Origin of the sequence: Porticoccus sp. W117 (assembly GCF_030341905.1) — a bacterium.
GTDB lineage: Bacteria > Pseudomonadota > Gammaproteobacteria > Pseudomonadales > Porticoccaceae > SCSIO-12696.
In genome coordinates this window covers 41,679-66,490 of record NZ_JATAAF010000012.1, presented here as the reverse complement: position 1 = coordinate 66,490, position 24,812 = coordinate 41,679, and the positions used below count along the sequence as shown (strand labels likewise).

Below are 24,812 nucleotides of genomic sequence, written 5' to 3'. Positions count from 1 at the left end.
CTGGTTAGTCCTTGTTGGTGACAACAGTGAGGTGCATAAATGAGGCTATACAACGGCCGCTTTCTGGCACGAAACAAAGAATAGTCTGACCCGGCTGTAGATCTTGTTCGCGCAAGAGTTCTTCCAACATCAAAAAAATCGAAGCCGAGCCGGTATTACCTACAGTGGTTAGATTATTAAACCAACGCTCCTCCGGAATCATAGCCCCAGCGCTCTTCATCAGTTTTTTCATCTCTTCGCCCAAGGATTTGGCCGAGTAATGAGGTAAGTAATAGTCAATGCTTTCTGGATTAAAGCCGTGTTTGTCCATCAGACTCAGGTAGTACCCAAGCCACACCGGGAACATTTTATAGAGCAATTCAAAATCCTGTCTCAGTGCCATCGCGCCTGCTTGGTAAGCTTCCTGCGGTGAGGCATAATGGCTCCAAGGTAAATTTTCCCCTGGCACATTGCTACTGGAGCCAGCGTACATACAAGGATCGAAGCGATCAGCAAACGATTGAAGGTCAATCCAGTCACAGCGTAAGGACACTCCATCCGATTTGGGGTTGGGCTCTATAAATAAAGCACCAGCACCATCGGACAATGTCCAGCGCAAGAAATCCAGATCGATGGGCGGCTTGCGAGCCTCTTCCTCTGCAACACAAGATTCATAAAAGCCAGGGCGAAACCAGCGGCTTGAAAACTCACTGCCACAAGCAGCGGCTGTTTGTTTATCGCCAGACCTGATATTCAGGTAAGCGTTTTTAATAGCCATCATGCTACTAGCGCATACACTTTGGAAGGATGCTAGCTCTAGCGGCGGTATGCCCAATTCACCATGCACAGCACTGGCAAACCCAGGCACCAATAAATCACCCTGAGTTGTACTGGTAGCCAGTAGTTGCAAAGAGGCTACATCGTGCTTGGCGTTCGCCGCTGCTGCACGTATCGCTTCGGCAGCCATTTGAGCATTGGTATAAAGGTGATTACCTTCAATATCGACAGCGTAGTGGCGAGTCTTGATGCCGTTTTTGCGAAGAGTGGCTGCTCTGAAAGCAGAGGGCTGACCATGAATACAGCCAATATAATCTTCTACTTCTTTATTGCTGATAGTCGGGCCAGGTAAGAAGCGGCCAACTCCGGTGATATAAGCGTCCTGCATGTGTAGTTTTTATCCCTCAGTGTTTATAGTTCGTCATCATAATCATAAAATGGTGATGATGAGAATACATTCTGAATAGTCCAGGTAAATCGGATAAAACATCAAGGCCTCCAATTCTCTAGATGCAGCGTCACTACTCGCTATGACGGGGTGAAACCCAGCTCACTCCACCCCCACCAAGTAAAACAAACAATCCGTCGCTGCAATATGCGGGTTTTCCGTCACCATAAATAGTTTCAGCGGCTGCCGGGTACACAACATCCCTTCCCGCTGCTCAAAAAACTCGTCGAGGCGATTGCCGCCCTCACCGTCTTTCACCTGCAGCGCCGCCATGCCCTGCTCACCCAGCCAGGCCAGTTGTTGGCCAGTTTCCACTTCGCCAAAATTCAAATTTTGAACACCGCGCTGCAAGGTAACATCCGCATCCGTGGGCTGGCTGCTGCAATCAATTTGGAACCCTTCCTTCAGTTCCAGGCGCATAGGATGACGATACAAATCCAGTTGTACGGCAGCGGCATTTTTAAACAGGTGGGGGCGCAGCAGGTATTCCTGTAACCCCTGGTAAGCCACATCATCGGACTCTGCCTGCCGGGCACCGCCACATTCAATGGTAACGACGGGGCAACCCGGTTCGGTTATTTCCATCAACGAGCCCAGGCTCAGATCCGTATACACCAGGCGCGATGTAAACAGGTTGGCCAGGGACATATGCTCAACACCAAATTGGCTGGTAACTGCAAACGCCGGGCCATCGCCGGAGGTGTTGTGCAGGTCGACAATGGCTTCCGGCTGCAGGCCGGCCAGGGTATCAATCAGGCTTTTGGCGAGCTGGCCCTGATAGTCATCAAATGGCGGCTTAAAGCAGCGGTTCATGTCCCGGCAGCCCGGCAACAGCCGGTGGCTGAACAGTGGCTCTGTCAGCGCGGTAGCGATGCACGCCAATACCAGTAATGTATTTGTAGCAGGCTGGAAACCTTCCCGTAGCAGGCGGTGAATGGCTTTGGCGCCAGAGGGTTCGTTGCCGTGCAACAGCGTAACCGCTACTCGTGTAGTGGACGGGTCAGCACCAGGCAAACTAATTACCGTGGGGCCGCTCAGGTGGCATAAGAATTCTTCCAGGTTTTCGGGTATCTCATTGGGAGCAGGCGCTTCCCAGGTATTCCACAACGGCTCCGCTTGTCCCATGGTTTTTTCTTTACCCAATCTCTGTACTCAACGCTTCATACAACATAAGTTACTCGTAATTCCACTGGGCCACAGGAATGTTGCTTTTGGCCCGTTCCCGATAGAGCGTCACCATGCGCGACAGGGCTTGCTCCCGATCCAGGCTTTTGTGCAGGCGATTAAACTGGCCCAGCTGCCAGCTGGCACCGTTGCGGTGGCAGTCTATGCGTTCAGAGATTACGGACAAAAAGCGCTGCACTTCACTGTAGTCCACACCGAGGCGTGCCAGCCCCGCTTCTGCGGTGGGCAACAGGGATTCCGCCAGGTCGGTGATGTTTATTTCGTCGAGGCCGATATTGCGCTTGGTTGGCCAGATTACCCTGGCATCAATGCCATCCCGCGCCGCCCGGTAAAAATTGTATTCCGCGTATTCGAACGGCAACAGGGTCGCCATTTTATCCGCCTGCTCGCGCATGCCCGCTGCCAGCCCGACAAAAAACGCCGCATTGGCTGCCATATCAACACCAGTTGGGCCCGCCGGTAGCGAGCGCATTTCTATACGCAGGTGGCCATTGTCGCCGGTACTGTAGATCGCCCGGTTCCATGACCACACGGTGCTGGTGTGCATTAACAGTTCGTGCAGCTCTGGCAGGCGGTTATCCACCATGTCCAGCGGGTCTTCTTCATGGCATTGCGGAATCAGTGGTGGGTAAAGCCGCGCCATCTGCTCGAACAGTTCTGCGGCGCTGTGGCGTGCCCAGCCGAGCCCAAAGCAGACTCTACGGGGCAAGCGCCATTCCAGGTTTTGGTTAGGTATTCCCTCCAAAGATTGCTGGAACAGAGGAATGCGGGTTTCGTGCCACAAACGGTGGCCGAGCATAAACGGCGAATTGGCCGCCAGGCCAAGTACTACCGGGGACACCAGCTGAATGGCGTTCCAGGCACTGGCAAATTCTGCCGGCTGCACCCGGTAGTGCAACTGGAACGAGGTGCAAGCCCCTTCCATGGTGATATGAGCGTCGCTCAGATTCAGTGGGTCAGCGCCGTTGATTTCCAAACCGAAGGTAGAGGCATCGGGTTTGTGTACCCGCTTCAGCATATCCACCAGGGCGTGATAGCGGGGTTCGTCGGTCATGGCATCGGCGCCAAAGTCTGTTTCCCGCAGAGTGGGCAGAATGCCTATGGGCAGCACCCGGCCATTAAAATCCCTGGCAATTTTGTCGAGCTTGTTGAGTGCATCCCTGGCGTCCCGCTCAATGGTGCTAAACGGCGTGCCGCGAGCAGGCATGGGCTTGAAGTTGTATTCCAGGTTGTAACGGTTGAGTTCCAGGGTAAGCAGCGGGTCGTCAAAGGCTTTGAGGATTTCCCGGTTGCGGTGCAATGGCCTGCCTTCCGGGTCTACCAGGTAGACCTCCATCTCCGCTCCCAGAGAGGCCTCCCCTTCGCCAAACCCCGGCTGTGCCAATACATGTTTTAGTGCTGTGAGATTACGATTGAGTTTTTTACTGAAATTTTTATAGTCGCTATCCGTAAATTCGGCGCGATCAACTGCCATCCCCATAACTTACCCCGATAAACAAGTACTCTCCGTAAGGGTTTGCGAAACTACCCTGCTCCGCTGCCCACTTATTGTTGTACCTGCATATCTCAGCACTCGCAAGTAATTTCTGGTCAGGTAAATCTAGGTTAATTTCTCTTGATTTAGCCCAATGGGTTTGTATGATTAGCCTAGATATTTACTCAATGGAGTCTGAAATGGCTGAACAACATTATTCTGTTTCAACCAAAGCCGCTGCAACCACCGCCCCTCGCGGGATTGAGTCAGCGGTCGAGATCAATAAGGTTCTCAAGAATACCTATCTTTTACTTTCCATGACGCTGCTATTCAGTGCCGCAGCAGCGTGGCTTTCTACTACTATGGAAGTGGGCCACGGACTCGCGCTAGGTGCCAGCATAGCCGCTATCGTTGTAGTCTGGTTTGTATTGCCACGTACCGCCAATTCTGCCGCCGGCTTGCCCGTTGTATTCCTGTTTACCGGCCTGCTCGGTTTCTCTCTTGGGCCGATCCTCAATCACTACCTGTCCATGCCAAATGGCTCAAGCGTTGTAATGCAAGCACTAGGTAGTACGGCTGCAGTATTTTTAATACTCTCCGCCTACGTTATTAATACCAAGAAAGACTTTACATTTTTGAAAGGCTTTTTATTTACTGGCTTTATCATTGTTTTTCTGTCTTCTATTGGTTTAGCCGTTGCAAGCCTTTTTGGCGTTCAATTAAGTGGAGCCTTTTTAGCTGTCAATGCATTGTCGGCACTTGTATTCTCTGGCTTTATTCTTTTTGACACCAGCCGCATTGTTAATGGTGGTGAACGCAACTACATTATGGCTACTACCCAGCTCTACCTTGATATTCATATTCTGTTTACCAATCTATTACACTTAATCGGCTTTGCTGACGACTGATCAAAAAAGCCCGGTTCGCCGGGCTTTTTTAATTCCCCTTTCTCCAGACCATGAAATTTTCCCTGATCGTTCTCGGCGCCCCCGGCAGCCACCAGGCTGCATCATCCGCCCTGCGTTTTGCCAATGCAGCACTTGAAAGCGGGCACCAGATTTATCGGGTGTTTTTCTATAACGATGGTGTCCACAACGGATCACAACTGCTGACACCACCACAGGGCGAAGACAATATCCGGGAAGCCTGGAAGTCCCTTGGGGAAAAGCATGGCACACGCATGACCGTGTGTATCGCCTCCGCCCTGCGGCGCGGCATTGTCGATAGCGAAGAAGCCGAACGCTACGATTACAACAGCGGCAATCTGGACGAGCCGAACTTCAAGTTGCAGGGACTGGGGGAGCTGGCAGATGCCGCCTTGCAGTCCGACAGACTGATCACCTTTGGTCGCTGAAATGGCTGATAACAGCTTGTTATTTATTCTGCGCACCGCACCCTACGGTTCCTGCCTGGCACGGGAAGGATTAGAAGCCGCTCTCGCCGCTGCTTCCTTGGGGCAAAGTGTATCCGTGCTATTTATGGACGATGGGGTTTTCCAACTGGTTAACGACCAACAACCGGCGCACATCGGCCAGAAAAACAACAGCGCCATGGCTGCAGCACTGCCCATGTACGACATTGAGCAGCGCTACGTAGATGAGCATTCACTGAACAACCGCAAACTGTCCGCGGAAAATATCGATCGGGGTTTTACCGTGTTGAATAGCGATGCTGTGCAAAAACTGATGGCAGGCCACCGCCATATTGTGAGCTTCTGATGATTCTGCACACCGTTAACAAATCCCCTTTTAACAATCAGGCTTACGACAGTTGCCTCCGCAACCTGGGCGCTGATGATGTGGTTCTCTTGCTGGAAGATGGTGTCTACGGGGTACTTGCGCTGGAAGAAGAGTTACCCAACAACAAAGTATTTGCCCTGAAGGGTGATATTGCTGCCCGTGGTTTGGGTAGCAAAGTGCCACCACAGGTTACGGTGGTGGACTACCCGGAATTTGTGCAGCTGGCCTGTGAGGCCAGTGCCGTACAGAGCTGGTACTGATGTCATTCGCTACCGACAAAGAGGGGTTTTTGACCGATCTCAATGACTGGTCAGAAGATGTTGCCACCACTCTGGCCAAAGCGGAAAACATTGAGCTGAGTGAACAACACTGGGAAATTCTCCACCTGTTGCGCCAATTTCAGCAGCAGTTTGATATTTCCCCGCCCATGCGCCCGCTGGTCAAATACGTGACTCAACACCTGGGGCCGGACAAGGGAAAAAGCATTTACCTGACCCGGTTATTCCCACCAAACCCGGCAAAAATCGCCAGCAAAATTGCCGGACTGCCCAAGCCGGAAGGATGCCTGTAACTGGTTAATGGCAGCGAGACTTAAAAATTGTCATCGCGAGCGAAGCGCGGCGATCCAGTGGCTTTGTTTATATGTCAGTGTGTTAAAAAGACACTAGATTGCTTCGCTGCGCTCGCAATGACAATTTGAGAGTTTTGCGTGTAACCCCGCAACAATGGAGGCCACCATGTCACTGGCACAAGAAACCTGTGAAGCCTGCCGGCCAGGCTCCCCCCAGGTTAGCGATTCAGAATCGGCGACTCTCCTCACTCAGCTTCCAGACTGGCAAATCGTCGATATCAATGGCATTAAGCAATTACAACGAACATTTACGTTCAGCAACTTTCGCGACGCAATGAATTTTGCCAATCAGATTGGCGAAGTGGCAGAAAGCGTCAATCACCACCCCGTCCTTTTGGTGGAATGGGGCAAAGTCACCGTGAGCTGGTGGACTCACACCATCCGCGGCCTGCACCGCAATGATTTTATTCTGGCAGCGCGCACAGATGAGCTGGCCCTGCCGTAAACCAATCGTTACAATCCAAGCAAACCCACCTACTGATTACCTTTATGCGCCTACTGGTCAGCTGCAAAAACCGCCCTGGCATTGCCCTGGAAATACTCGACACCCTGTCTCGCCATAACATCGACCTGCGCGGCATTGAAGTCAGCAAAGATGGCCAGGTATTCCTGCGCTTTCAGAACCTGGATTTCGACGCACTGCAAAAGCTGATGCCGGAAATCCGCCGCATCAGCGATGTAAAAGACGTAGTGCGGGTGCCCTACATGCCTCTGGAGCGGGAGCAGAGCGAAATTCACACCTTGCTCCACACCCTGCCAGACCCGGTTATCTCCATGGATCAGGAGGGCAACATCAGCGTTGCCAACGGTGCCGCCCTGAGCCTGCTGAAGCTGGATATGGAGGAAGCCCGGGGTAAGCATCTCAAGCAGTGGCTAAAAGGCTTTAACCTGGCCCAGTGGCTCAATAGCCCCAGCGAAGTCAATTGTCAGCTGGAATTTGCCGGCTACCCCTACCTGGCCAACATCAACCCTATTACGGTGAGCAACGACAACACCTTTGCCGGTGGCGTGGTGGTGTTCAAAAATGCCGCCCAACTGGGGCGCCAGATCGCCGCCTGGAACAAGCACAGTGGCCACTTTGAATTTATTCAGGCGAAAAGCCCGCGCATGAAGCGCCTGCTGCGCCAGGCCAAGCGCATCACCGAATTCGACGCGCCGTTGTTGATCACCGGGGAAACCGGCACCGGCAAAGAATTGCTGGCCAGAGCCTGCCACCAGAACAGCCTGCGCAACGAGCAGCCGTTCCTCACCATCAACTGTGCCGGCTTGCCTGAAGACGCCGCCGAGAGCGAACTGTTCGGCCAACAAGACCCAGACGGCACGGTTCACAAAGGGGTGTTTGAGATAGCCGACGGCGGCACTGTGTTTATGCAGGAAGTGGCCGAGCTACCACAAAGCCTGCAGGCCAAATTTTTGCGCCTGTTGCAGGATGGCAGTTATCGCCGGGTGGGCAGCGAGCAGGAGTTACACAGTGAAGCCAGAGTCATCTGTTCCACACAAAAAGACCTGCACGCACTCTGCGAACAAGGGCAGTTTAGAGACGATTTGCTCTATCGCCTCAACGCCCTCAGCCTGGACATTCCGCCCCTGCGGGAGCGCCACGAAGACATCATGCCGCTGGCGCGCCATTTCCTGCGCCAGTACAACGCAGCCAGCCGCAGTCGACTGCATCTTTCAGAACTGTCACGCACGGTACTGGAAGGTTACTCCTGGCCCGGCAATGTGCGCCAGCTGCAAAGCGCCGTGCAACAAGCGGCATCGGTGGCGCAGGGGGTGGTGATTGAACCGGAGAACTTCCAACTGCCCGGCTACGCCGAGGAGTGGGGCTTGGTAAACCGGGAACACGTCACCACCCTGGATGCCGCCATCAAGGGCTTTGAATCCGAACTGCTGCAACGCCTCTACCCCGCCTATCCCTCTTCTCGCAAACTGGCGCAACGGCTGGGCATTTCCCATACCGCCATTGCTAACAAGCTGCGCGACTATGGTATAGGGAAAAAGTCGCTCAAATAAGCCTTTCCAGAGTCGTCCGTAAATTTATATTTACAAAATTCAAAACTTATCAAGCCCGTTTTCAGGGCCTCTTTACTAGGCAGAGAAAAGCCCATTTTGAGAAAATCCCGGCTTTCTCATATCACCAGTGAATTACCCAGAGGCCCGCACATGAGCGTACAACTCGCCACCGAAAACCCCCTTGGAACCGACGGTTTTGAATTTGTTGAATACACCGCCCCAACCGCCGAAGGCATTGCCGAGCTGAAAGAGTTGTTCAAGCTGCTGGGCTTTTCTGAAGTGGCCAAACACCGCAGCAAGGAAGCCTGGCTGTTCAAGCAGGGCGACATCAACTTTATCATCAACGCCGAGCCCTCCTCCCAGGCGGCTGCATTTGCCGAGAAGCACGGTCACAGTGTCTGCGGTATGGCTTTCCGCGTAGAAGACGCCGCCAAAGCACACGCTTACGCCCTGTCCCAGGGAGCCGAGCTATTTAAATCCGACGTGGGCGCCATGGAGCTGCACATTCCCGCCGTCTACGGCATTGGCAACAGCACCCTGTACTTTGTAGACCGCTACGGCAGCAATGGCGAAATCTACGATGTGGACTTCAAGTTCTACGACGGCTGGAGAGAGACCGTAGCAGCCAACGAAGGCGGCCTTAAAGACCTGGACCACCTGACCCACAACGTACACACCGGCAACATGGAAACCTGGGCCAGCTTCTACGAGAATATCGGCAATTTCCGTGAAATCCGCTTCTTTGATATCACCGGCAAGAAAACCGGCCTGGTATCCAAGGCCATGACTGCCCCCTGCGGCAAGATCCGCATTCCTCTGAATGAATCCTCTGACGACAAGTCACAGATCGCCGAATACCTGCGCGAATACAACGGCGAAGGCATTCAGCATATCGCCCTGTCTACTGAAGACATCTACCAGACCGTTCGCAACCTGCGCGCCAAAGGCATGGACTTTATGCCTACTCCAGACACTTACTACGAGAAAGTAGATAGTCGAGTGCAGGGCCACAAGGAAAACGTGGACGAAATGCGCGAACTGCAAATCCTGATCGACGGCGACCCGGAATCCTCTGGCCTGCTGCTGCAAATCTTCACCCAGACAGTAATCGGCCCTGTGTTCTTTGAAATCATCCAACGCAAAGGCAACGACGGCTTCGGCGAAGGCAACTTCCAGGCACTGTTTGAGTCCATCGAAGAAGACCAGATTCGCCGCGGCGTTCTGGACTAACAATTAATACGTCCGTCATCCCCGCGCAGGCGGGGATCCATGCGCGCCGCTGGGCGCACCCTTGAAACAACAAGGAATCCTCGTATGCCAAACAAATACGACGACCTACAATACCTCTCCGGTTTTAACAACGAACACGAAACCGAAGCTCTGCCCGGTGCACTGCCCCAAGGCAGGTTTTCGCCGCAGAAAGTGGCCTACGGCCTGTACGCTGAAAAATTCACCAGCACTGCCTTTACCGCGCCGCGCCATCAAAACCGCCGCACCTGGTTCTACCGCATTCGCCCATCCGTAGCCCAAGGCGACTATCGCCAGATCGACCAGGGGCTGGTGCGCAGCGCGCCTATTACTGAAGTGGTGACGCCGCCCACCATGTACCGCTGGAACCCGCTGCCGGTTCCCGCAGAGCCCACCGACTTTGTGGATGGCCTGGTAACCATGGCCGCCAACGGTGACCTGGGCGCGCAAGCGGGTATTGGCATTCACCACTACCGCATCAACCGCTCCATGGAAGACCGCTACTTCTATAACGCCGATGGCGAGCTGCTGTTTGTGCCACAAATGGGCGCCCTGGCGCTGCACACCGAATGCGGTATCTTGGCTATTAAAGCCGGTGAAATTGCTGTGATTCCCCGGGGTATCAAATTCCGCGTTGAACTGCTGGACGAACAAGCCCGCGGCTACCTCTGCGAAAACTACGGCGCCCCCATGGTGTTGCCAGAGCGCGGCCCGGTGGGCTCCGATGGCTACGCCAACGACCGGGACTTCAAATACCCGGTCGCTGCCTACGAAGACCGGGAAGGCAATTTCCAGCTGGCGTGCAAATTCGGCGGCAATCTATTTACCTGCGACATCGACCACTCCCCGTTGGATGTAGTGGCCTGGGTGGGCAATTCCGCGCCGTACAAATACGACCTGGAACGCTTTAACACCATGGGCACCATCAGCTACGACCACCCGGATCCGTCCATCTTTACCGTGCTGTCGTCGCCCTCGGATACGGAAGGTGTGGCCAATCTGGACTTCGTCATCTTCCCGCCCCGCTGGATGGTAGGCGAAAACACCTTCCGCCCCCCCTGGTACCATCGCAATATCATGAGCGAATACATGGGCCTGATTTACGGCGTGTACGACGCCAAGGAAGAAGGCTTTGTGCCCGGCGGTTCCAGCCTGCACAACTGCATGTCGCCCCACGGCCCGGAAGCAGCAGTATTCGAAAAAGCCAGCAACTGCGAACTGCTGCCGGAAAAACAAGAGGCTACAATGGCCTTTATGTTCGAGTCCCGCTACGTGATACAGCCCACCAAATACGCACTGGAAAGCGAACAGCGGCAGCAGGATTATTTGGATTGCTGGAACGGGCTGAATAAGCACTTTACTGGCGAGCCATAACTGACAACATGTCATCCTGAGCGCAGCGAAGGATCTCACAGCTAACTCATGCAAAGAGATTCTTCGCTGCGCTCAGAATGACAATAATCGAGAATACACAATGACCACTCTGTTAAACGAAACCCACGACCCCGCCCTCACCAGTTGGGTCGAATCAGCCCAAGGCAGCGACTTCCCCATCCAGAATCTGCCGTTTTCGGTATTCCGCCGCGCCGGCAGTGACGAAGAATTCCGCGGTGGCGTTGCCATCGGTGACCAGGTAATCGATATGCAAGCGCTGGCCGCTGCCGACATCCTTGACGATGCCGCTCAGGAAGCCTGTGAAGCCGCCGGTGAACCTATCCTCAATATGCTGATGAGCATGGGCAAAGACGCCAACTCCGCTCTGCGCCTGGCGCTATCCCGCGCTCTGCGCACTGGCTCTGAACAGCAGGCCGAGGTGGAAAAATGCCTGGTTGCCATGGCCGAGGTGGAATACGACCTGCCCTGCGTGATTGGTGATTACACCGACTTCTACACCTCCATCCACCACGCCACTGCGGTAGGCTCTCTGTTCCGCCCGGACAACCCCCTGCTGCCCAACTACAAGTGGGTACCCATCGGCTACCACGGCCGTGCCTCTACCGTTGACGTATCCGGCCAGAGCTTCCCCCGCCCGGTCGGTCAAACCAAAGCGCCGGACGCCGCCGAACCCAGCTTCGGCCCCTGCAAGCGCATGGACTACGAACTGGAAATGGGCATCTACATCGGCGAAGGCAACGCCTTGGGCGAGCGAGTGGATATTGAAAACGCCGAAGACCACGTGTTCGGCCTGTGCCTTTTCAACGACTGGTCTGCCCGCGACCTGCAAGCCTGGGAATACCAACCCCTGGGGCCGTTCCTGGCTAAGAACTTTGCCTCTACCGTTTCCCCGTGGATCATCACCACCGAAGCTCTGGCGCCATTCCGCAGCGCATTTACCCGCCCGGAGAGCGATCCGCAGCCACTGCCCTACTTGACCAGTGACTTCAATAATGAAAACGGCAGCATGGACATTCAGCTGGAATGCCTGATCGAAACCGAACAAATGCGTAACGCTGGCGAAGCACCTGCCAAATTGTCGGAATCCAGCTTTAAACACAGCTACTGGACCGTGGCACAAATGGTGGCCCACCACACGGTGAATGGCTGCGCCATGCAGCCCGGCGACCTGCTGGGCTCCGGCACCCAATCCGGCCCGGAGCACGAAGAAGCAGGCTCCCTGCTGGAACTAAGCCGCGGTGGCAAACAAGCCATCACACTGCCCAACGGCGAGCAACGCACCTTCCTGAACGACGGCGACAGCGTGATTATGCGCGGCTACTGTGAGCGCGATGGTGCGGTGCGTATTGGTTTTGGCGAAGTGGTTGGCACTGTGCTGCCAGCGTTGGTGTAAGTGCTTCGTTAGTTAGCAAGGAAAGCCCTGCTTGTGCGGGGCTTTTTTGTAATTGATTTGGTCGCACGTCTGACGTCGCACGTCGCACGCTAAAACCAAGCACTTTGTAGGTCGGGCTTTAGCCCGTCAGGACTCGCGCTACGTAGTGCAGACTTTGACGGCCTGAAGGCCGACCTACAGGGTACTGGCCAAAGCGTGCGACGTGCGACGTGCGACGTGTGACCTGTTGTTAAGAATAGTTTTGTCACCAACTCATCTATATTGTCTTAGTGGCACCAAACAACAGGACACAAACATGAAACTCTACGGCTACTGGCGCTCCTCCGCCGCTTATCGCTGCCGCATCGCCCTTAACCTGAAAGGTGTGGACTACGATCAAGAGTCTGTGCATCTGGTGAAAGACGGCGGTCAGCAATTCAGTGACAACTACACCGCCATGAACCCGGCGCAACTGGTACCAACACTGGTGGATGGTGAGCTGGTGTTAAACCAGTCCATGGCCATTCTCGATTACATCGAGAATAAATTCCCGCAGCCTTCCCTGTTTCCTATAGACACCGCCGCGCGCGCCCAGGTGCTCGCCCTGGCCAACGATATCGCCTGCGATATTCATCCCATCTGTAACCTGCGAGTGCTGAAACACATCACCGGTGAGCTGGGGGCCAGCGAAGAACAAAAAGTGCAGTGGATTCACAATTGGATAAACAAAGGCTTTTCTGCACTGGAAATACAGGCAAATAAATATGGCAGCAACGGCAAATTTTTATTTGGCGGTCAGGTGACCTTGGCAGATGTGGTACTGATTCCGCAAATTTACAACGCATTGCGGTTTAGTGTGGATATGGAACAACACCCAACCCTGAAATCCATTTGGGAGCACTGCAATACGCTGGAAGCGTTTGAAAAAGCATTGCCAGAAAATCAGCCGGATGCGGGTTAAAAAATTCGGTAAAAAATGACGTAGGGCGGATTAGCGTAGCGTAATCCGCCTTTTCTATTACTGCGAACTAAACGGTGGATTACGCTCCGCTAATCCACCCTACAAACTGTTATTTCCCTCTCCCAAATCAAACATATTTCGTCATCGCGAAGGAGCGTAGCGACTGCGGCGATCTCCATCTACAACGCGCAAAAGTCACGAGATTGCCGCGTCGTTTTACTCCTCGCAATGACGGAGGCTTTTTGTCAGCCACACCCCAATATCCAAAATTTCCGGCAAGCTAACATTGTGCTCAATGGGGTAGGTTTTGTAGTCCACATCATAATCTTTGCCACGCAACAACTGATTGGCTTTTTGCCCCAGCACTTCCGGCACTACCGGATCGCGAGTGCCGTGCATTATTTGGATAGGCAAACTCTTATTGGCCTCAGAAAATTCAATATCGTCGGCAGTGGCAAAGTACGTAGATAGCGCCAGCAAACCTCCCAGAGGCTTTCCATATCGCAACGCCAATTCGTAGGCCACCGCTCCACCTTGGGAAAATCCGGCAAGAATAATATTCTGACTATCGATGCCCTGTTCTATCTGTTGCTCAACCAGCTTTTCTACAGCGTCCGCCGAAGCACGCAATTGCACAGCGTCCACCTTGCGGTCGATATTCATTTCCAAAATATCGTACCAAGCCGGCATCACGTAGCCGCCGTTGATGGTGACCGGCATTTCCGGTGCATGGGGGAAAATAAACCGTACCACCAGATCACTGGGCAGCTTTAACTCTGGAATAACCGGCTCAAAGTCGTGGCCATTGGCGCCCAGGCCATGAAGCCAGATTACGGCAGCTGTTGGGCTGGGGGCGGTTTCTATTTGAATGTATTGCAAGTCTTGCACGGGTATTCCTTACTCAAAGTTGTCATCGCGAGCGAAGCGCGGCGATCCAGAGTCTTGGCATTAAAGCCACTAGATTGCCGCGTCGCTTCGCTCCTCGCAATGACGAAGAATACAAAAAGGCAGCCCTCCGGCTGCCTTTTTGAAGCGTCCGACCTCAGACGTCAGACTTCCGACCAGGAAATTACCAACCGGTAATTTCCTTCAGTCCTTCGCCAATATCCGCCAGGCTGCGAACGGTTTTTACACCGGCATCCTGAAGAGCGGCAAACTTCTCGTCGGCAGTGCCTTTACCACCGGAGATGATGGCCCCGGCGTGGCCCATGCGCTTTCCGGGAGGTGCGGTAACACCAGCGATGTAAGAAACCACGGGCTTGCTGACATTCTCTTTAATGTAAGCCGCCGCTTCTTCCTCAGCAGTACCGCCGATTTCACCGATCATGACGATGGCTTCGGTGGCTGGGTCTTTTTCAAACATTTCCAGAATGTCGATAAAGTTGGAGCCGGGAATCGGGTCACCACCAATGCCCACACAAGTGGACTGGCCAAAACCGAAGTCAGTGGTTTGTTTAACCGCTTCGTAGGTCAGAGTACCGGAGCGGGAAACGATGCCCACTTTACCGGGCTGGTGAATATGACCGGGCATAATGCCGATCTTGCACTCGCCGGGAGTGATCACGCCGGGGCAGTTGGGGCCGATCAGGCGTGCACCCAGTTCGTCACACTTAACCTTGGCTTCCAGCATATCCAGAGTCGGGATGCCTTCGGTAATGCACACGATCAGCTGGATGCCGGCGTTGGCCGCTTCCAGAATGGAGTCCTTACAGAACGGCGCGGGCACGTAGATAACGGACGCTTCCGCGCCAGTTGCTGCAACCGCATCGGCAACGGTGTTAAATACGGGCAGGCCCAAGTGTTGTTGGCCACCTTTGCCGGGGGTTACACCACCCACCATATTTGTGCCGTATTCAATGGCTTGCTCGGAGTGGAAAGTGCCCTGGGCGCCAGTAAAGCCCTGGCAGATTACTTTGGTGTCTTTGTTAATCAAAATACTCATGGTCTACTTCTCCACTCAGTTGCCAGCAGCGGCTTTTACCGCTTGCTGTGCAGCATCGGTCAGGCTGGTCGCGGCGATGATGTTGAGGCCACTGTCGGCCAATACCTTGGCACCCACTTCGGCGTTGTTGCCTTCCAGGCGAACCACCACAGGCACTTGTACGCCCACTTCTTCAACCGCACCGATTACACCTTCGGCAATCAGGTCACAGCGCACGATGCCACCGAAGATATTGATCAGTACCGCTTCCACACTGTCGTCGGAGAGAATGATCTTGAAGGCTTCAATCACGCGCTCTTTGGTAGCGCCACCACCCACGTCGAGGAAGTTGGCGGGCTGGCCGCCGTGCAGCTTAACGATGTCCATGGTGCCCATGGCCAGACCAGCACCGTTCACCATGCAACCGATGTTGCCGTCCAAAGCCACGTAGTTCAGGTCCCACTGGGCAGCGTGCGCTTCGCGAGCGTCTTCCTGAGAGGGATCGTGCATTTCCTTAACGGCTTTTTGACGATACAGCGCGTTGGAGTCGATGACGACTTTGGCGTCCAGGCAGTGCAGGTTGCCTTCGTCAGTGATTACCAGCGGGTTAATTTCCAGCAGCGCCAGGTCTTTTTCCTGGAACATTTTTGCCAGGCCCAGGAAGATTTGGGTGAATTGCTTCACCTGAACACCTTCCAGACCCAGGCGGAACGCCAGGTCGCGGCCTTGGTAAGGCTGAGCACCTACCAGCGGGTCAACTTCCGCTTTGAGGATTTTCTCAGGGGTTTCTTCCGCCACCTTCTCGATTTCAACACCGCCTTCGGTAGAGGCCATGAAAACAATACGGCGAGTGGAGCGGTCAACAACTGCACCCAGGTACAGCTCGTTGGCGATATCGGTGCAAGTTTCCACCAGGATACGACTCACAGGTTGGCCGTTGGCGTCTGTCTGGTAAGTCACCAGGTTTTTGCCCAGCCATTGCTTGGCAAATGCCTCTACGTCTTCGTAGTTATTTACCAGCTTTACGCCACCCGCTTTACCGCGGCCACCAGCGTGCACCTGGGCTTTAACAACCCAGGTGTCGCCACCAATTTCTTTTGCAGCCGCTACCGCTTCAGATGCGGTTTCGCAGGCGATGCCAGCAGAAACCGGCAGGCCGTATTCGGCGAACAGCTGCTTCCCTTGATATTCGTGTAAGTTCATAACTTCTAATCTCTGGATGGATATTTTTTGTCGCACGTCGCACGTCTGACGTCGCACGCTAAAACCAAGCACTCTGTAGGTCGGGCTTTAGCCCGTCAATAAAGGCACTACGTAGTGTCGAATTTTGACGGCCTAAAGGCCGACCTACATGGGTTCGGATAAAAGCGTGCGACGTGCGACGTGAAGCGTGCGACCACTATATTCAGCGTGCCCAGCCTAAGCGCACACCGCACTACAATACTTACTTCCTTTTCTTACGATTGGGCATATGAATGGCATGGCCATGCACAGCCAGTGCCGCTTCTTTTACGGCCTCGGAGAAGGTTGGGTGGCCGAATACGGTCATACCAATATCTTCTGCACTGGAGCCAAACTCCATGGCAATGGCCACCTGCTGCACCAAATCGGCAGCGCTGGGGCCAACAATGTGGCAGCCCAGAACACGGTCGGTCTCAGCGTGGGCCACTATTTTCACCATGCCTTCCGCCTGGTCTGCAGCCACCGCACGGCCAATGGCCATAAACGGGAAAGTACCCACTTCGTAGGGCTCACCGGACTGCTTCACTTCTTCCTCGGTAAGACCCACAGAAGCGATTTCCGGGTGGGTGTAGATCACATTGGGAATAATGTCGTAGTTCATGGCAGTTTTCTGACCGGCGATGCGCTCAGCCACCATCACGCCCTCTTCCGAGCCTTTGTGTGCCAGCATCGGGCCGCGTACTACATCACCCACCGCCCATACGCCAGGGGCGTTGGTGGCACAGTAATCGTCGACGAAGATAAAGCCGCGCTCGTCCAGGTTAACACCACTGTCTGGAGCCAGCAGGCCCTCGGTGTAAGGACGGCGGCCAACACAAACGATCAGCTTGTCAAAAGTTTCCTGTTGGGTGCCTTCGCCGTTTTCGTAGCTTACGGTAACCTGGCCATCTTTGACTTCACTGCCGGTAACACGGGCGCCCATGCGGATATCCAGGCCCTGCTTCTTGAAAATCTTCAGGGATTCCTTGGCAATCTGCTTGTCCATCATGGCGAGGAAGTCTGGCAGCGCTTCCAGTACCACCACTTCGGAACCCAGGCGACCCCAAACACTGCCCAGTTCCAGACCAATAACACCAGCGCCAATCACACCCAGGCGCTTGGGCACTTCCTGCAGTTCCAAAGCGCCGGTGGAATCGATGATCACATCGTTGTCCACTGGGGCAACCGGGATGTTAATGGGCAGGGAGCCGGTGGCGATAATTACGTTGTCCGCTTCCAGGGTTTGCACACTGCCATCAGCAGCGGTGACTTCCACCTTATGGCCCGCCAACAGACGACCAGAACCAAATACAGAAGTCACACCATTGGCCTGAAACAACCCGGAAATACCACCGGCCATTTGCGCGACAATTTTCTCTTTGCGGGCGATCATTGCGGGCACATCCACGCTCATTTCGCCGGTCACAATGCCGTGGGATTGATAAGCGTGGGCAGCGTCGTGGTATTTGTGGGAGCTATCCAGCAACGCCTTAGAGGGAATACAACCCACGTTCAAGCAAGTGCCACCGTTGACCATTTTGCCGTCTTTCTGCCACTTTTCCACGCAGGCGGTTTTCAAGCCGAGCTGGGCTGCACGAATGGCAGCCACATACCCTGCCGGGCCGGAGCCGATCACTACGACATCGTATTTATCAGACATTTTTACATCCTAAATCAATAATTTATATCGATAAGTTAAAGTTAAATCTTTACTTTGTCATTCCCGCGAAGGCGACCATTAAATCTCCAAAAGGATCTTGGCCGGATTCTCAATCATTTCTTTAATCGCTACCAGGAATTGCACCGCTTCTTTGCCGTCGATCAGGCGGTGATCGTAGGACAGAGCCAGGTACATCATCGGACGAATCACCACTTCACCGTTCTCAGCTACAGGGCGTTGCTGAATGCTGTGCATGCCCAGAATGGCGGTCTGCGGTGAGTTGATAATCGGTGTAGACAGCAGCGAACCGAACACACCGCCATTAGTGATGGTGAAGGTGCCACCAGTCATTTCATCAATAGTCAGTTTGCCATCGCGAGCTTTGCCACCCAATTCGGCAATTTTGGCTTCGATGTTGGCAATGCTCATTTGGTCTGCATCGCGCAATACGGGTACCACCAGGCCGCGTTCAGTGGACACTGCAACACTCACATCCTGATAACCGTGGTAAACGATGTCTTTGCCATCGATAGAAGCGTTGACTGACGGGAAGCGTTTCAGAGCCTCTACCGCGGCGCGCACAAAAAAGCCCATAAAGCCCAGCTTGGTGCCATCGTGGGCTTTTATGAAGGCGTCTTTGAACTGGGCGCGCAGATCCATCACCCGGTGCATATCCACCTCGTTAAAAGTGGTCAGCATGGCAGTGCTCTGGGTGACGTCCAGCAGGCGCTCGGCAATACGGGCGCGCATACGGTTCATGGGCACACGTTTTTCAACCCGTTCACCGGGGATGACTGCCGGCTCTGCAGCAGCGGGAGCAGCTGGGGCAGCTGGGGCGGCAGCACCCTTGTGAGCCACCACGTCTTCTTTGGTTACCAGGCCATTCTTGCCGGTACCAGTAACTTGTTGCGGGTCGATACCGCGTTCTTCTGCCAATTTGCGAGCAGCTGGGGCAACCGGCTTCTCGCCATCAGCGGCAGGCGCTTCCGCCTGAGGTGCAGCGTCTGCAGCCGGTGCGGCACTGGCAGCGGCGGCTGCGCCAGCCTCAATACGGGCAATCACCTCGTTACTGAGAACCGTATCGCCCTCGCCTTTGAGGATTTCCTGCAACACACCATCTTGAGGAGCGACAACTTCCAGCACCACTTTATCGGTTTCGATATCCACCAGCAGGTCATCGCGGCTTACCGCTTCGCCCGGTTGCTTGTGCCAGGTGGCAATGGAACCCTCTTGAACTGATTCTGGAAATGTCGGGGCCTTGATTTCGACTGACATTGTTTTGTTCCTTGGTTTTTTTCAGTTAATTATTGGTTACAGCCATCACCTAGGAGGTGGTTAGCGCTGCACGTACAAAGCGTTGCTGTTCTTCCAGGTGAGTGGACATATAGCCCGCCGCTGGCGCAGCAGAGGCCTCGCGGCCCACGTAATCCAGGTAAACATCCGGGTAGAATTTGTGCAGGATACGGCGCATATGATGCTGACTGCTGTACCAAGCACCCTGGTTCACTGGTTCTTCCTGACACCAGACCACAGATGTCAGATTTTTAAACTGGTCGATCACCGCTGAAAGCTCATCATCCGGGAACGGGTACAGCTGCTCCAGACGCACCAGAGCAACATCTTCGATGCCGCGTTCAATACGCTCTTCCAGCAGGTGGTAGTACACCTTGCCACTGCACATCACCAAGCGGGTTACCTTGGCTGGGTCTACCTGATTGTCACCAATCACCGAGTGGAAGCTGCCGTTGGCCAGGTCTTCCAGAGACGAGGTAGCCAGCTTGTGACGCAGAATCCATTTCGGACTCATCACCACCAATGGGCGACGCATGGGACGCACCGCCTGACGACGCAACATGTGGAATACTTGGGCCGGGGTGGTGGGAATGCACACCTGAATATTGTGTTCTGCACACAATTGCAGGTAGCGTTCCAGGCGCGCTGAGGAGTGCTCAGGCCCCTGCCCTTCGTAACCGTGAGGCAACAGCATGGTCAGGCCGCAGAGACGACCCCACTTGTGCTCACCACTGGTAATAAACTGATCGATCACTACCTGGGCGCCGTTGGCAAAGTCACCGAACTGCGCTTCCCAGATGGTCAAGCCGTTGGGGTGGGTAGTGGCATAGCCGTATTCAAAGGCCAGTACCGCTTCTTCCGACAGGTAGGAGTCGTAAATATCAAAGCGAGGCTGACCCGCCGACAGGTTTTGCAGTGGTACGTAGGCTTCGCCGTCTTTCTGGTTGTGCACCACGGCGTGACGGTGAGAGAAGGTGCCGCGGCCAATGTCCTGACCGGTCATACGTACCTGATAGCCCTCTTCCAGCAACGTGGCGTAGGCCAGCAGTTCCGCCATACCCCAGTTCAACGGCAGCGCACCGCCGGCCATTTTGCGGCGGTCATCGTAGATTTTGTTCACCTGGCGCTGAATCACAACACCATCGGGTACGGTGCTGATGCGTTTGGCCACATCCTGCAGTTTGTGCAGGTCGTAACCGGTATTGCCGGGCACCAGCCAGTCATGGCCCAGATAAGGGCTCCAATCGAAGTGCATGACTTCCTTGGGCTCTGGCACCAGGTTGTGAGTAACGTCTTCGCCATTATCCAACGCCGAACGGTAGTCATTGAGGAACTGAGTACCCTGAGCATCGGAAATCACCCCTTCCTTCACCAACTGCTCCGCGTACAGGGCACGAGTGGTTTTGTGGCTGCGGATTTTTTTGTACATCAACGGCTGGGTGGCCGAGGGTTCATCGGTTTCGTTGTGGCCGCGACGGCGGTAGCACACCAGGTCGAGAACGATGTCTTTCTTGAACTCGTAGCGGTAATCCATGGCCAACATGGTGGCAAACATCACCGCATCCGGGTCATCACCATTCACATGAATAATCGGAGCCTGAACCATTTTGGCAATTTCAGTGGAATACTCGGTAGAGCGAGCATCCTCTTTGCGGCTGGTGGTAAAGCCCACCTGGTTGTTGAGCACAATATGGATAGAGCCGCCAGTTTTGTAAGCCCGGGTTTGTGACATCTGGAAGGTTTCCATCACCACGCCCTGGCCGGCAAATGCGGCATCACCGTGAATCAGGATGGGCACTACCTTACTGCCCTCCGGGTCGTCACGACGATCCATCCGGGCGCGGCAGGAACCCTCTACCACTGGGCAGGCAATCTCCAGGTGCGACGGATTAAAGGCCAGCGCCAAATGCACTTCGCCACCAGGGGTCATCACATTGGACGAGAAGCCCTGGTGGTATTTCACGTCGCCGGAGGTGTTAACCAGCTTTTTGCCTTCAAACTCTTCAAACAGCTCTGCCGGGTTTTTACCCAGTACGTTCACCAGTACATTAAGCCGGCCTCGGTGAGCCATACCCAATACCATTTCCTTGGCACCGTATTCACCGCCGCGACGAATCAGGCCGTCGAGCATAGGAATCAGGCTTTCGCCCCCTTCCAGACCAAAGCGTTTGGTGCCGGGGTATTTGGAATCCAGGTGTTTTTCCAGACCTTCGGCAGCGGTCAGGCGCTGCAACACATCAATACGGGCGCTGCTGTCGTAATTGGGGCGGGAATGCACACTCTCCACCCGTTGCTGAAGCCAGCGCTTCTCAGACAGATCGGTGATATAGCCCACTTCCGGGCCAACGCTGCCGCAGTAGGTTTCTTCCAGTGACTGAACGATTTCCCGCAAGGTCGTTTCGTCTTTGCCAATAAACAGTGAACCGGTTTGGAAAGTAGTATCCAGGTCGGCACTGTTGAGGCCGTGAAAGTGCAAATCCAGATCCGGCGAACCGGGGCGCTGCGCCAAACCCAGAGGGTCCAGTTTTGCCTTGAGGTGGCCGCGAGAGCGATAGGCACTGATCAGTTGCAGGACTTTAACCTGCTTGCGCTCGTGCTCGATATTGACGCCACCGGAACCGGGCGCCGGGCCTTTGCGCGCCTTGCGTCGTCCAAGCAATTCAAAGTGCTGCTGGATGGTGGCGTGGGAAGTATCCGGGCCGCCGCCATTGACGCGAGGTAGAGAATCAAAAAAGGCGCGCCATTCGTCTGGCACGCCATTTGGATCGTGTAAGTAGTTTTCGTAGAGCGCTTCTACATAATCAGCGTTGCCACCGGAGAAATGGCTGCTGCGAATAAACTGCTCGGTGATGCTTTCTGGCATCGCTATCGTTTCCTCAAGAAAGGTGGATTACGCTTCGCTAATCCACCCTACAAAAATATTTTCGAAACCGTAGGGTGGATTAGCGAAGCGTAATCCACCGCTCGGAGTCAGCCTTTACTGGACAGCAGCATATGGCGGATATGGCCAATAGCCTTGGTCGGGTTCAGCCCTTTTGGACACACCGCCACACAGTTCTGGATGGTATGACAGCGGAACACGCTAAACGGGTCGCTGAGATTTTCCAGGCGCTTTTCGGTGGCCTCGTCACGACTGTCCGCCAGGAAACGGTAGGACTGCAACAGGCCAGCGGGGCCGATAAATTTGTCCGGGTTCCACCAGAAAGACGGGCAAGACGTGGAGCAGCAAGCGCACAGGATACATTCGTACAAGCCGTCCAGCTTCTCGCGATCCTCCGGAGATTGTTTGCGCTCGATGCCTTCCACCGGCGTGTCGTTCTGCAGGTAGGGCTCCACCTTCTTGTACTGGGCGTAGAACTGGCTCATATCCACAACCAGGTCGCGGATCACCGGCAGGCCAGGCAGTGGGCGCAGCACCAGCTTGCCGTTGGGAGCTACTTCTGACAATGGCTTGATGCAAGCCAAACCGTTCTTGCCGTTCATATTCATGCCATCAGAGCCGCATACGCCTTCCCGACAGGAACGACGGTAGGCCAGGCTGGCGTCCTGCGCTTTAAGCAATTCCAGCACGTCCAGCACCATCAGGTCACGACCCTTGGTATCTACCTGGTAGCTCTTCATGTAGGGAGCGCTGTCCGTTTCCGGGTTGTAGCGATAAATCTCAACATTCAACATGGTACAGCCCCTCTCTTAATAAGTACGCGCTTTGGGTTTGAAGGTATCGACGGTGCTGGGCGTGAAATTGACATCGCGTTTGTCGACTCGCTTGTCTTGCGGGAAGTACAAGGAGTGGCACAGCCAGTTTTCGTCATCGCGCTCCTGGAAATCCTCGCGGGCATGGGCGCCACGGGATTCCTTACGCTCTTCCGCCGCCACTGCAGTGGCTTCCGCCACTTCCAGCAGGTTTTGCAGTTCCAGCGCTTCGATACGAGCGGTGTTGAAGGCGGCGCTCTTGTCATCCAGACGAACATTTTCGATGCGCTTGCGCAGGTCGGCCAGTTTCTCGATGCCTTCTTTCATAAAGTCACCGCGACGGAATACACCGAAGTGGTTTTGCATGATGCTCTGCAGCTCGGTGCGCAGCTCCGCAGCACCTTCACCATCGTTGGTGTTGTTAACGCGATTGAGACGCGCCATGGCCGCTTCAATGTCGGCGTCGCTGGCGTCGTCCAGCTCAATGCCTTCGCGCAGCTGCTTCTCAATGAACAAGCCAGAGGCACGGCCAAATACCACCAGATCGAGCAGTGAGTTACCGCCCAGGCGGTTGGCACCGTGCACAGACACACAGGCCGCCTCACCACAGGCGTAGAAGCCGGGGATGACCACGTCATTGCCATCTTCATCCTGAGTCAGTGCCTGGCCATTCACGTTGGTGGGAATGCCACCCATCATGTAGTGGCAGGTAGGCACTACCGGAATCGGGTCTTTGGCCGGGTCGGTGTGGGCGAAGGTTTTGGCCAGTTCCATAATGCCGGGCAGGCGGCTGTTGAGAACTTCCTCACCCAGGTGATCCAGCTTCAGGTACACGTGATCGCCATTCTCGCCACAGCCACGGCCGTCGAGAATTTCCAGAACCATAGAACGGGCTACTACGTCGCGACCTGCCAGGTCTTTGGCGTTGGGGGCATAACGCTCCATAAAGCGCTCGCCGTCTTTGTTGATCAGGTAGCCACCTTCACCACGGCAACCTTCGGTAACCAGCACGCCAGCACCGGCAATGCCGGTGGGGTGGAACTGCCACATTTCCATGTCCTGCATGGGGAAGCCAGCGCGCAAGGCCATACCAATACCGTCACCGGTGTTGATGTGGGCATTGGTGGTGGAGGCGTAGATACGGCCAGCACCGCCAGTGGCAAATACCGTGGCTTTGGATTTCACGTACACCACTTCGCCGTCTTCGATGTTGATGGCGATAACGCCCACTACAGCACCGGAGCTGTTTTTCACCAGGTCAACGGCAAACCACTCGTTGAGGAACGTCGTATTATTTTTCAGATTGCTTTGGTACAGGGCGTGCAGCAGCGCGTGACCGGTACGGTCAGCGGCAGCGCAGGTACGGGCCGCCTGACCGCCTTCACCAAATTCTTTGGACTGGCCACCAAAGGGGCGCTGGTAGATGCGGCCTTCTTCGGTGCGGGAGAACGGCAGGCCCATATGCTCCAATTCAAAAATCGTTTCCGGGCCTACCTGACACATGTACTCAATAGCGTCCTGGTCGCCGATATAGTCAGAACCTTTCACTGTATCGTACATGTGCCAACGCCAATCATCGTTGGGGTCGGCACTGGCAATGGAACAGGTAATGCCGCCCTGGGCGGATACGGTGTGAGAACGAGTGGGAAATACTTTGGTGATCACGGCAGTATTAAAGCCGGATTGTGCCATTTGCAGCGCTGCGCGCATGCCGGCACCTCCACCCCCTACAACAATACCGTCAAATTCAATCGTTCTTATATCAGCCATGGGCTATGTATCCCCTTGTATGCTGTCAAATT

The 24,812-nt window shown here is 54.7% G+C and carries 22 protein-coding genes; 11 read left to right on the top strand and 11 right to left on the bottom strand.

Annotated features, from left to right (window positions below; genetic code table 11):
• Positions 1-4: 4 nt before the first annotated feature.
• The 3 genes from QSV34_RS10070 to QSV34_RS10060 all read right to left on the bottom strand — a co-directional run bounded on the left by QSV34_RS10070 (position 5) and on the right by QSV34_RS10060 (position 3,869).
• The gene (locus QSV34_RS10070) at positions 5-1,144 is read right to left on the bottom strand and encodes a beta-ketoacyl-ACP synthase III (protein WP_289154328.1); all 1,140 of its coding nucleotides are present in this window, start codon (positions 1,142-1,144) and stop codon (positions 5-7) included.
• Positions 1,145-1,306: 162 nt separating this feature from the next.
• Positions 1,307-2,329, bottom strand: a complete 1,023-nt coding sequence (locus tag QSV34_RS10065) for a M14 family metallopeptidase (protein ID WP_289154326.1) — start codon at positions 2,327-2,329, stop codon at positions 1,307-1,309.
• 49 nt (positions 2,330-2,378) lie between these two features.
• Complete coding sequence (locus QSV34_RS10060) at positions 2,379-3,869, bottom strand: glutamate-cysteine ligase family protein (RefSeq protein ID WP_289154324.1); 1,491 nt, start codon at positions 3,867-3,869, stop codon at positions 2,379-2,381.
• Positions 3,870-4,063: 194 nt separating this feature from the next.
• Between QSV34_RS10060 and QSV34_RS10055 the strand changes: the two genes are divergently transcribed.
• From QSV34_RS10055 to maiA, 11 genes are all read left to right on the top strand, one after another.
• Positions 4,064-4,771, top strand: coding sequence for a Bax inhibitor-1/YccA family protein (locus tag QSV34_RS10055; protein WP_289154322.1), 708 nt, complete (start codon positions 4,064-4,066; stop codon positions 4,769-4,771).
• A gap of 50 nt (positions 4,772-4,821) precedes the next feature.
• Complete coding sequence (tusD, locus tag QSV34_RS10050; RefSeq protein ID WP_289154320.1) at positions 4,822-5,217, top strand: sulfurtransferase complex subunit TusD; 396 nt, start codon at positions 4,822-4,824, stop codon at positions 5,215-5,217.
• Position 5,218: 1 nt separating this feature from the next.
• Positions 5,219-5,581 (top strand): sulfurtransferase complex subunit TusC, encoded by a 363-nt coding sequence (tusC, locus tag QSV34_RS10045; RefSeq protein WP_289154318.1) that lies wholly within the window; start codon positions 5,219-5,221, stop codon positions 5,579-5,581.
• Positions 5,581-5,862: a sulfurtransferase complex subunit TusB gene (gene tusB, locus QSV34_RS10040; protein WP_289154316.1), complete on the top strand. Its 282-nt coding sequence runs from the start codon at positions 5,581-5,583 to the stop codon at positions 5,860-5,862. The genes tusC and tusB overlap by 1 nt, the downstream gene beginning before the upstream one ends.
• A complete protein-coding gene (locus QSV34_RS10035) occupies positions 5,862-6,173 on the top strand; it encodes a TusE/DsrC/DsvC family sulfur relay protein (RefSeq protein ID WP_289154314.1) in 312 nt (103 codons plus the stop codon). Before tusB ends, QSV34_RS10035 begins: the two co-directional genes overlap by 1 nt.
• Positions 6,174-6,339: 166 nt before the next feature.
• Complete coding sequence (locus QSV34_RS10030) at positions 6,340-6,678, top strand: 4a-hydroxytetrahydrobiopterin dehydratase (RefSeq protein WP_289154312.1); 339 nt, start codon at positions 6,340-6,342, stop codon at positions 6,676-6,678.
• A gap of 44 nt (positions 6,679-6,722) precedes the next feature.
• The gene (locus tag QSV34_RS10025) at positions 6,723-8,246 is read left to right on the top strand and encodes a sigma-54-dependent transcriptional regulator (protein ID WP_289154310.1); all 1,524 of its coding nucleotides are present in this window, start codon (positions 6,723-6,725) and stop codon (positions 8,244-8,246) included.
• A gap of 150 nt (positions 8,247-8,396) precedes the next feature.
• Positions 8,397-9,476, top strand: coding sequence for a 4-hydroxyphenylpyruvate dioxygenase (gene hppD / locus QSV34_RS10020; protein ID WP_289154308.1), 1,080 nt, complete (start codon positions 8,397-8,399; stop codon positions 9,474-9,476).
• A gap of 84 nt (positions 9,477-9,560) precedes the next feature.
• A complete protein-coding gene (hmgA, locus tag QSV34_RS10015) occupies positions 9,561-10,868 on the top strand; it encodes a homogentisate 1,2-dioxygenase (protein WP_289154306.1) in 1,308 nt (435 codons plus the stop codon).
• A 100-nt stretch (positions 10,869-10,968) separates the two neighbouring features.
• Entirely contained in the window at positions 10,969-12,282 is a 1,314-nt protein-coding gene (fahA, locus tag QSV34_RS10010) for a fumarylacetoacetase (RefSeq protein ID WP_289154305.1), read from the top strand.
• Positions 12,283-12,577: 295 nt separating this feature from the next.
• On the top strand, positions 12,578-13,222 hold the full coding sequence (maiA, locus tag QSV34_RS10005; RefSeq protein ID WP_289154304.1) for a maleylacetoacetate isomerase: 645 nt from the start codon (positions 12,578-12,580) through the stop codon (positions 13,220-13,222).
• A 216-nt stretch (positions 13,223-13,438) separates the two neighbouring features.
• On the opposite strand, the gene QSV34_RS10000 is transcribed toward maiA, so the two are convergent.
• The 8 genes from QSV34_RS10000 to sdhA form a co-directional block, all read right to left on the bottom strand.
• Positions 13,439-14,110 (bottom strand): alpha/beta hydrolase, encoded by a 672-nt coding sequence (locus tag QSV34_RS10000; protein WP_289154302.1) that lies wholly within the window; start codon positions 14,108-14,110, stop codon positions 13,439-13,441.
• A gap of 181 nt (positions 14,111-14,291) precedes the next feature.
• Positions 14,292-15,164: a succinate--CoA ligase subunit alpha gene (gene sucD / locus QSV34_RS09995; protein ID WP_289154300.1), complete on the bottom strand. Its 873-nt coding sequence runs from the start codon at positions 15,162-15,164 to the stop codon at positions 14,292-14,294.
• 15 nt (positions 15,165-15,179) lie between these two features.
• The gene (sucC, locus tag QSV34_RS09990; protein ID WP_289154298.1) at positions 15,180-16,346 is read right to left on the bottom strand and encodes an ADP-forming succinate--CoA ligase subunit beta; all 1,167 of its coding nucleotides are present in this window, start codon (positions 16,344-16,346) and stop codon (positions 15,180-15,182) included.
• A gap of 241 nt (positions 16,347-16,587) precedes the next feature.
• Positions 16,588-18,024: a dihydrolipoyl dehydrogenase gene (lpdA, locus tag QSV34_RS09985; protein ID WP_289154297.1), complete on the bottom strand. Its 1,437-nt coding sequence runs from the start codon at positions 18,022-18,024 to the stop codon at positions 16,588-16,590.
• A gap of 78 nt (positions 18,025-18,102) precedes the next feature.
• Positions 18,103-19,299, bottom strand: a complete 1,197-nt coding sequence (gene odhB / locus QSV34_RS09980) for a 2-oxoglutarate dehydrogenase complex dihydrolipoyllysine-residue succinyltransferase (RefSeq protein WP_289154295.1) — start codon at positions 19,297-19,299, stop codon at positions 18,103-18,105.
• A 49-nt stretch (positions 19,300-19,348) separates the two neighbouring features.
• Positions 19,349-22,180 (bottom strand): 2-oxoglutarate dehydrogenase E1 component, encoded by a 2,832-nt coding sequence (locus tag QSV34_RS09975; protein ID WP_289154293.1) that lies wholly within the window; start codon positions 22,178-22,180, stop codon positions 19,349-19,351.
• A gap of 107 nt (positions 22,181-22,287) precedes the next feature.
• Positions 22,288-22,992, bottom strand: a complete 705-nt coding sequence (locus QSV34_RS09970) for a succinate dehydrogenase iron-sulfur subunit (protein ID WP_289154291.1) — start codon at positions 22,990-22,992, stop codon at positions 22,288-22,290.
• A 15-nt stretch (positions 22,993-23,007) separates the two neighbouring features.
• Entirely contained in the window at positions 23,008-24,780 is a 1,773-nt protein-coding gene (sdhA, locus tag QSV34_RS09965; protein WP_289154290.1) for a succinate dehydrogenase flavoprotein subunit, read from the bottom strand.
• Between the last annotated feature and the right edge of the window lie 32 nt (positions 24,781-24,812).

Bases quoted from the DNA above. Each gene is read 5' to 3' on its own strand.
- sucD (WP_289154300.1), bottom strand. From the start codon at position 15,164: ATGAGTATTTTGATTAACAAAGACACCAAAGTAATCTGCCAGGGCTTT.
- maiA (WP_289154304.1), top strand. From the start codon at position 12,578: ATGAAACTCTACGGCTACTGGCGCTCCTCCGCCGCTTATCGCTGCCGC.
- QSV34_RS10060 (WP_289154324.1), bottom strand. From the start codon at position 3,869: ATGGGGATGGCAGTTGATCGCGCCGAATTTACGGATAGCGACTATAAA.
- QSV34_RS10025 (WP_289154310.1), top strand. From the start codon at position 6,723: ATGCGCCTACTGGTCAGCTGCAAAAACCGCCCTGGCATTGCCCTGGAA.
- QSV34_RS10055 (WP_289154322.1), top strand. From the start codon at position 4,064: ATGGCTGAACAACATTATTCTGTTTCAACCAAAGCCGCTGCAACCACC.
- tusD (WP_289154320.1), top strand. From the start codon at position 4,822: ATGAAATTTTCCCTGATCGTTCTCGGCGCCCCCGGCAGCCACCAGGCT.
- sucC (WP_289154298.1), bottom strand. From the start codon at position 16,346: ATGAACTTACACGAATATCAAGGGAAGCAGCTGTTCGCCGAATACGGC.
- sdhA (WP_289154290.1), bottom strand. From the start codon at position 24,780: ATGGCTGATATAAGAACGATTGAATTTGACGGTATTGTTGTAGGGGGT.
- QSV34_RS10065 (WP_289154326.1), bottom strand. From the start codon at position 2,329: ATGGGACAAGCGGAGCCGTTGTGGAATACCTGGGAAGCGCCTGCTCCC.
- hppD (WP_289154308.1), top strand. From the start codon at position 8,397: ATGAGCGTACAACTCGCCACCGAAAACCCCCTTGGAACCGACGGTTTT.
- odhB (WP_289154295.1), bottom strand. From the start codon at position 19,299: ATGTCAGTCGAAATCAAGGCCCCGACATTTCCAGAATCAGTTCAAGAG.
- fahA (WP_289154305.1), top strand. From the start codon at position 10,969: ATGACCACTCTGTTAAACGAAACCCACGACCCCGCCCTCACCAGTTGG.
- QSV34_RS09970 (WP_289154291.1), bottom strand. From the start codon at position 22,992: ATGTTGAATGTTGAGATTTATCGCTACAACCCGGAAACGGACAGCGCT.
- QSV34_RS10070 (WP_289154328.1), bottom strand. From the start codon at position 1,144: ATGCAGGACGCTTATATCACCGGAGTTGGCCGCTTCTTACCTGGCCCG.
- hmgA (WP_289154306.1), top strand. From the start codon at position 9,561: ATGCCAAACAAATACGACGACCTACAATACCTCTCCGGTTTTAACAAC.
- QSV34_RS10035 (WP_289154314.1), top strand. From the start codon at position 5,862: ATGTCATTCGCTACCGACAAAGAGGGGTTTTTGACCGATCTCAATGAC.
- lpdA (WP_289154297.1), bottom strand. From the start codon at position 18,024: ATGTCTGATAAATACGATGTCGTAGTGATCGGCTCCGGCCCGGCAGGG.
- tusB (WP_289154316.1), top strand. From the start codon at position 5,581: ATGATTCTGCACACCGTTAACAAATCCCCTTTTAACAATCAGGCTTAC.
- QSV34_RS10030 (WP_289154312.1), top strand. From the start codon at position 6,340: ATGTCACTGGCACAAGAAACCTGTGAAGCCTGCCGGCCAGGCTCCCCC.
- QSV34_RS09975 (WP_289154293.1), bottom strand. From the start codon at position 22,180: ATGCCAGAAAGCATCACCGAGCAGTTTATTCGCAGCAGCCATTTCTCC.
- tusC (WP_289154318.1), top strand. From the start codon at position 5,219: ATGGCTGATAACAGCTTGTTATTTATTCTGCGCACCGCACCCTACGGT.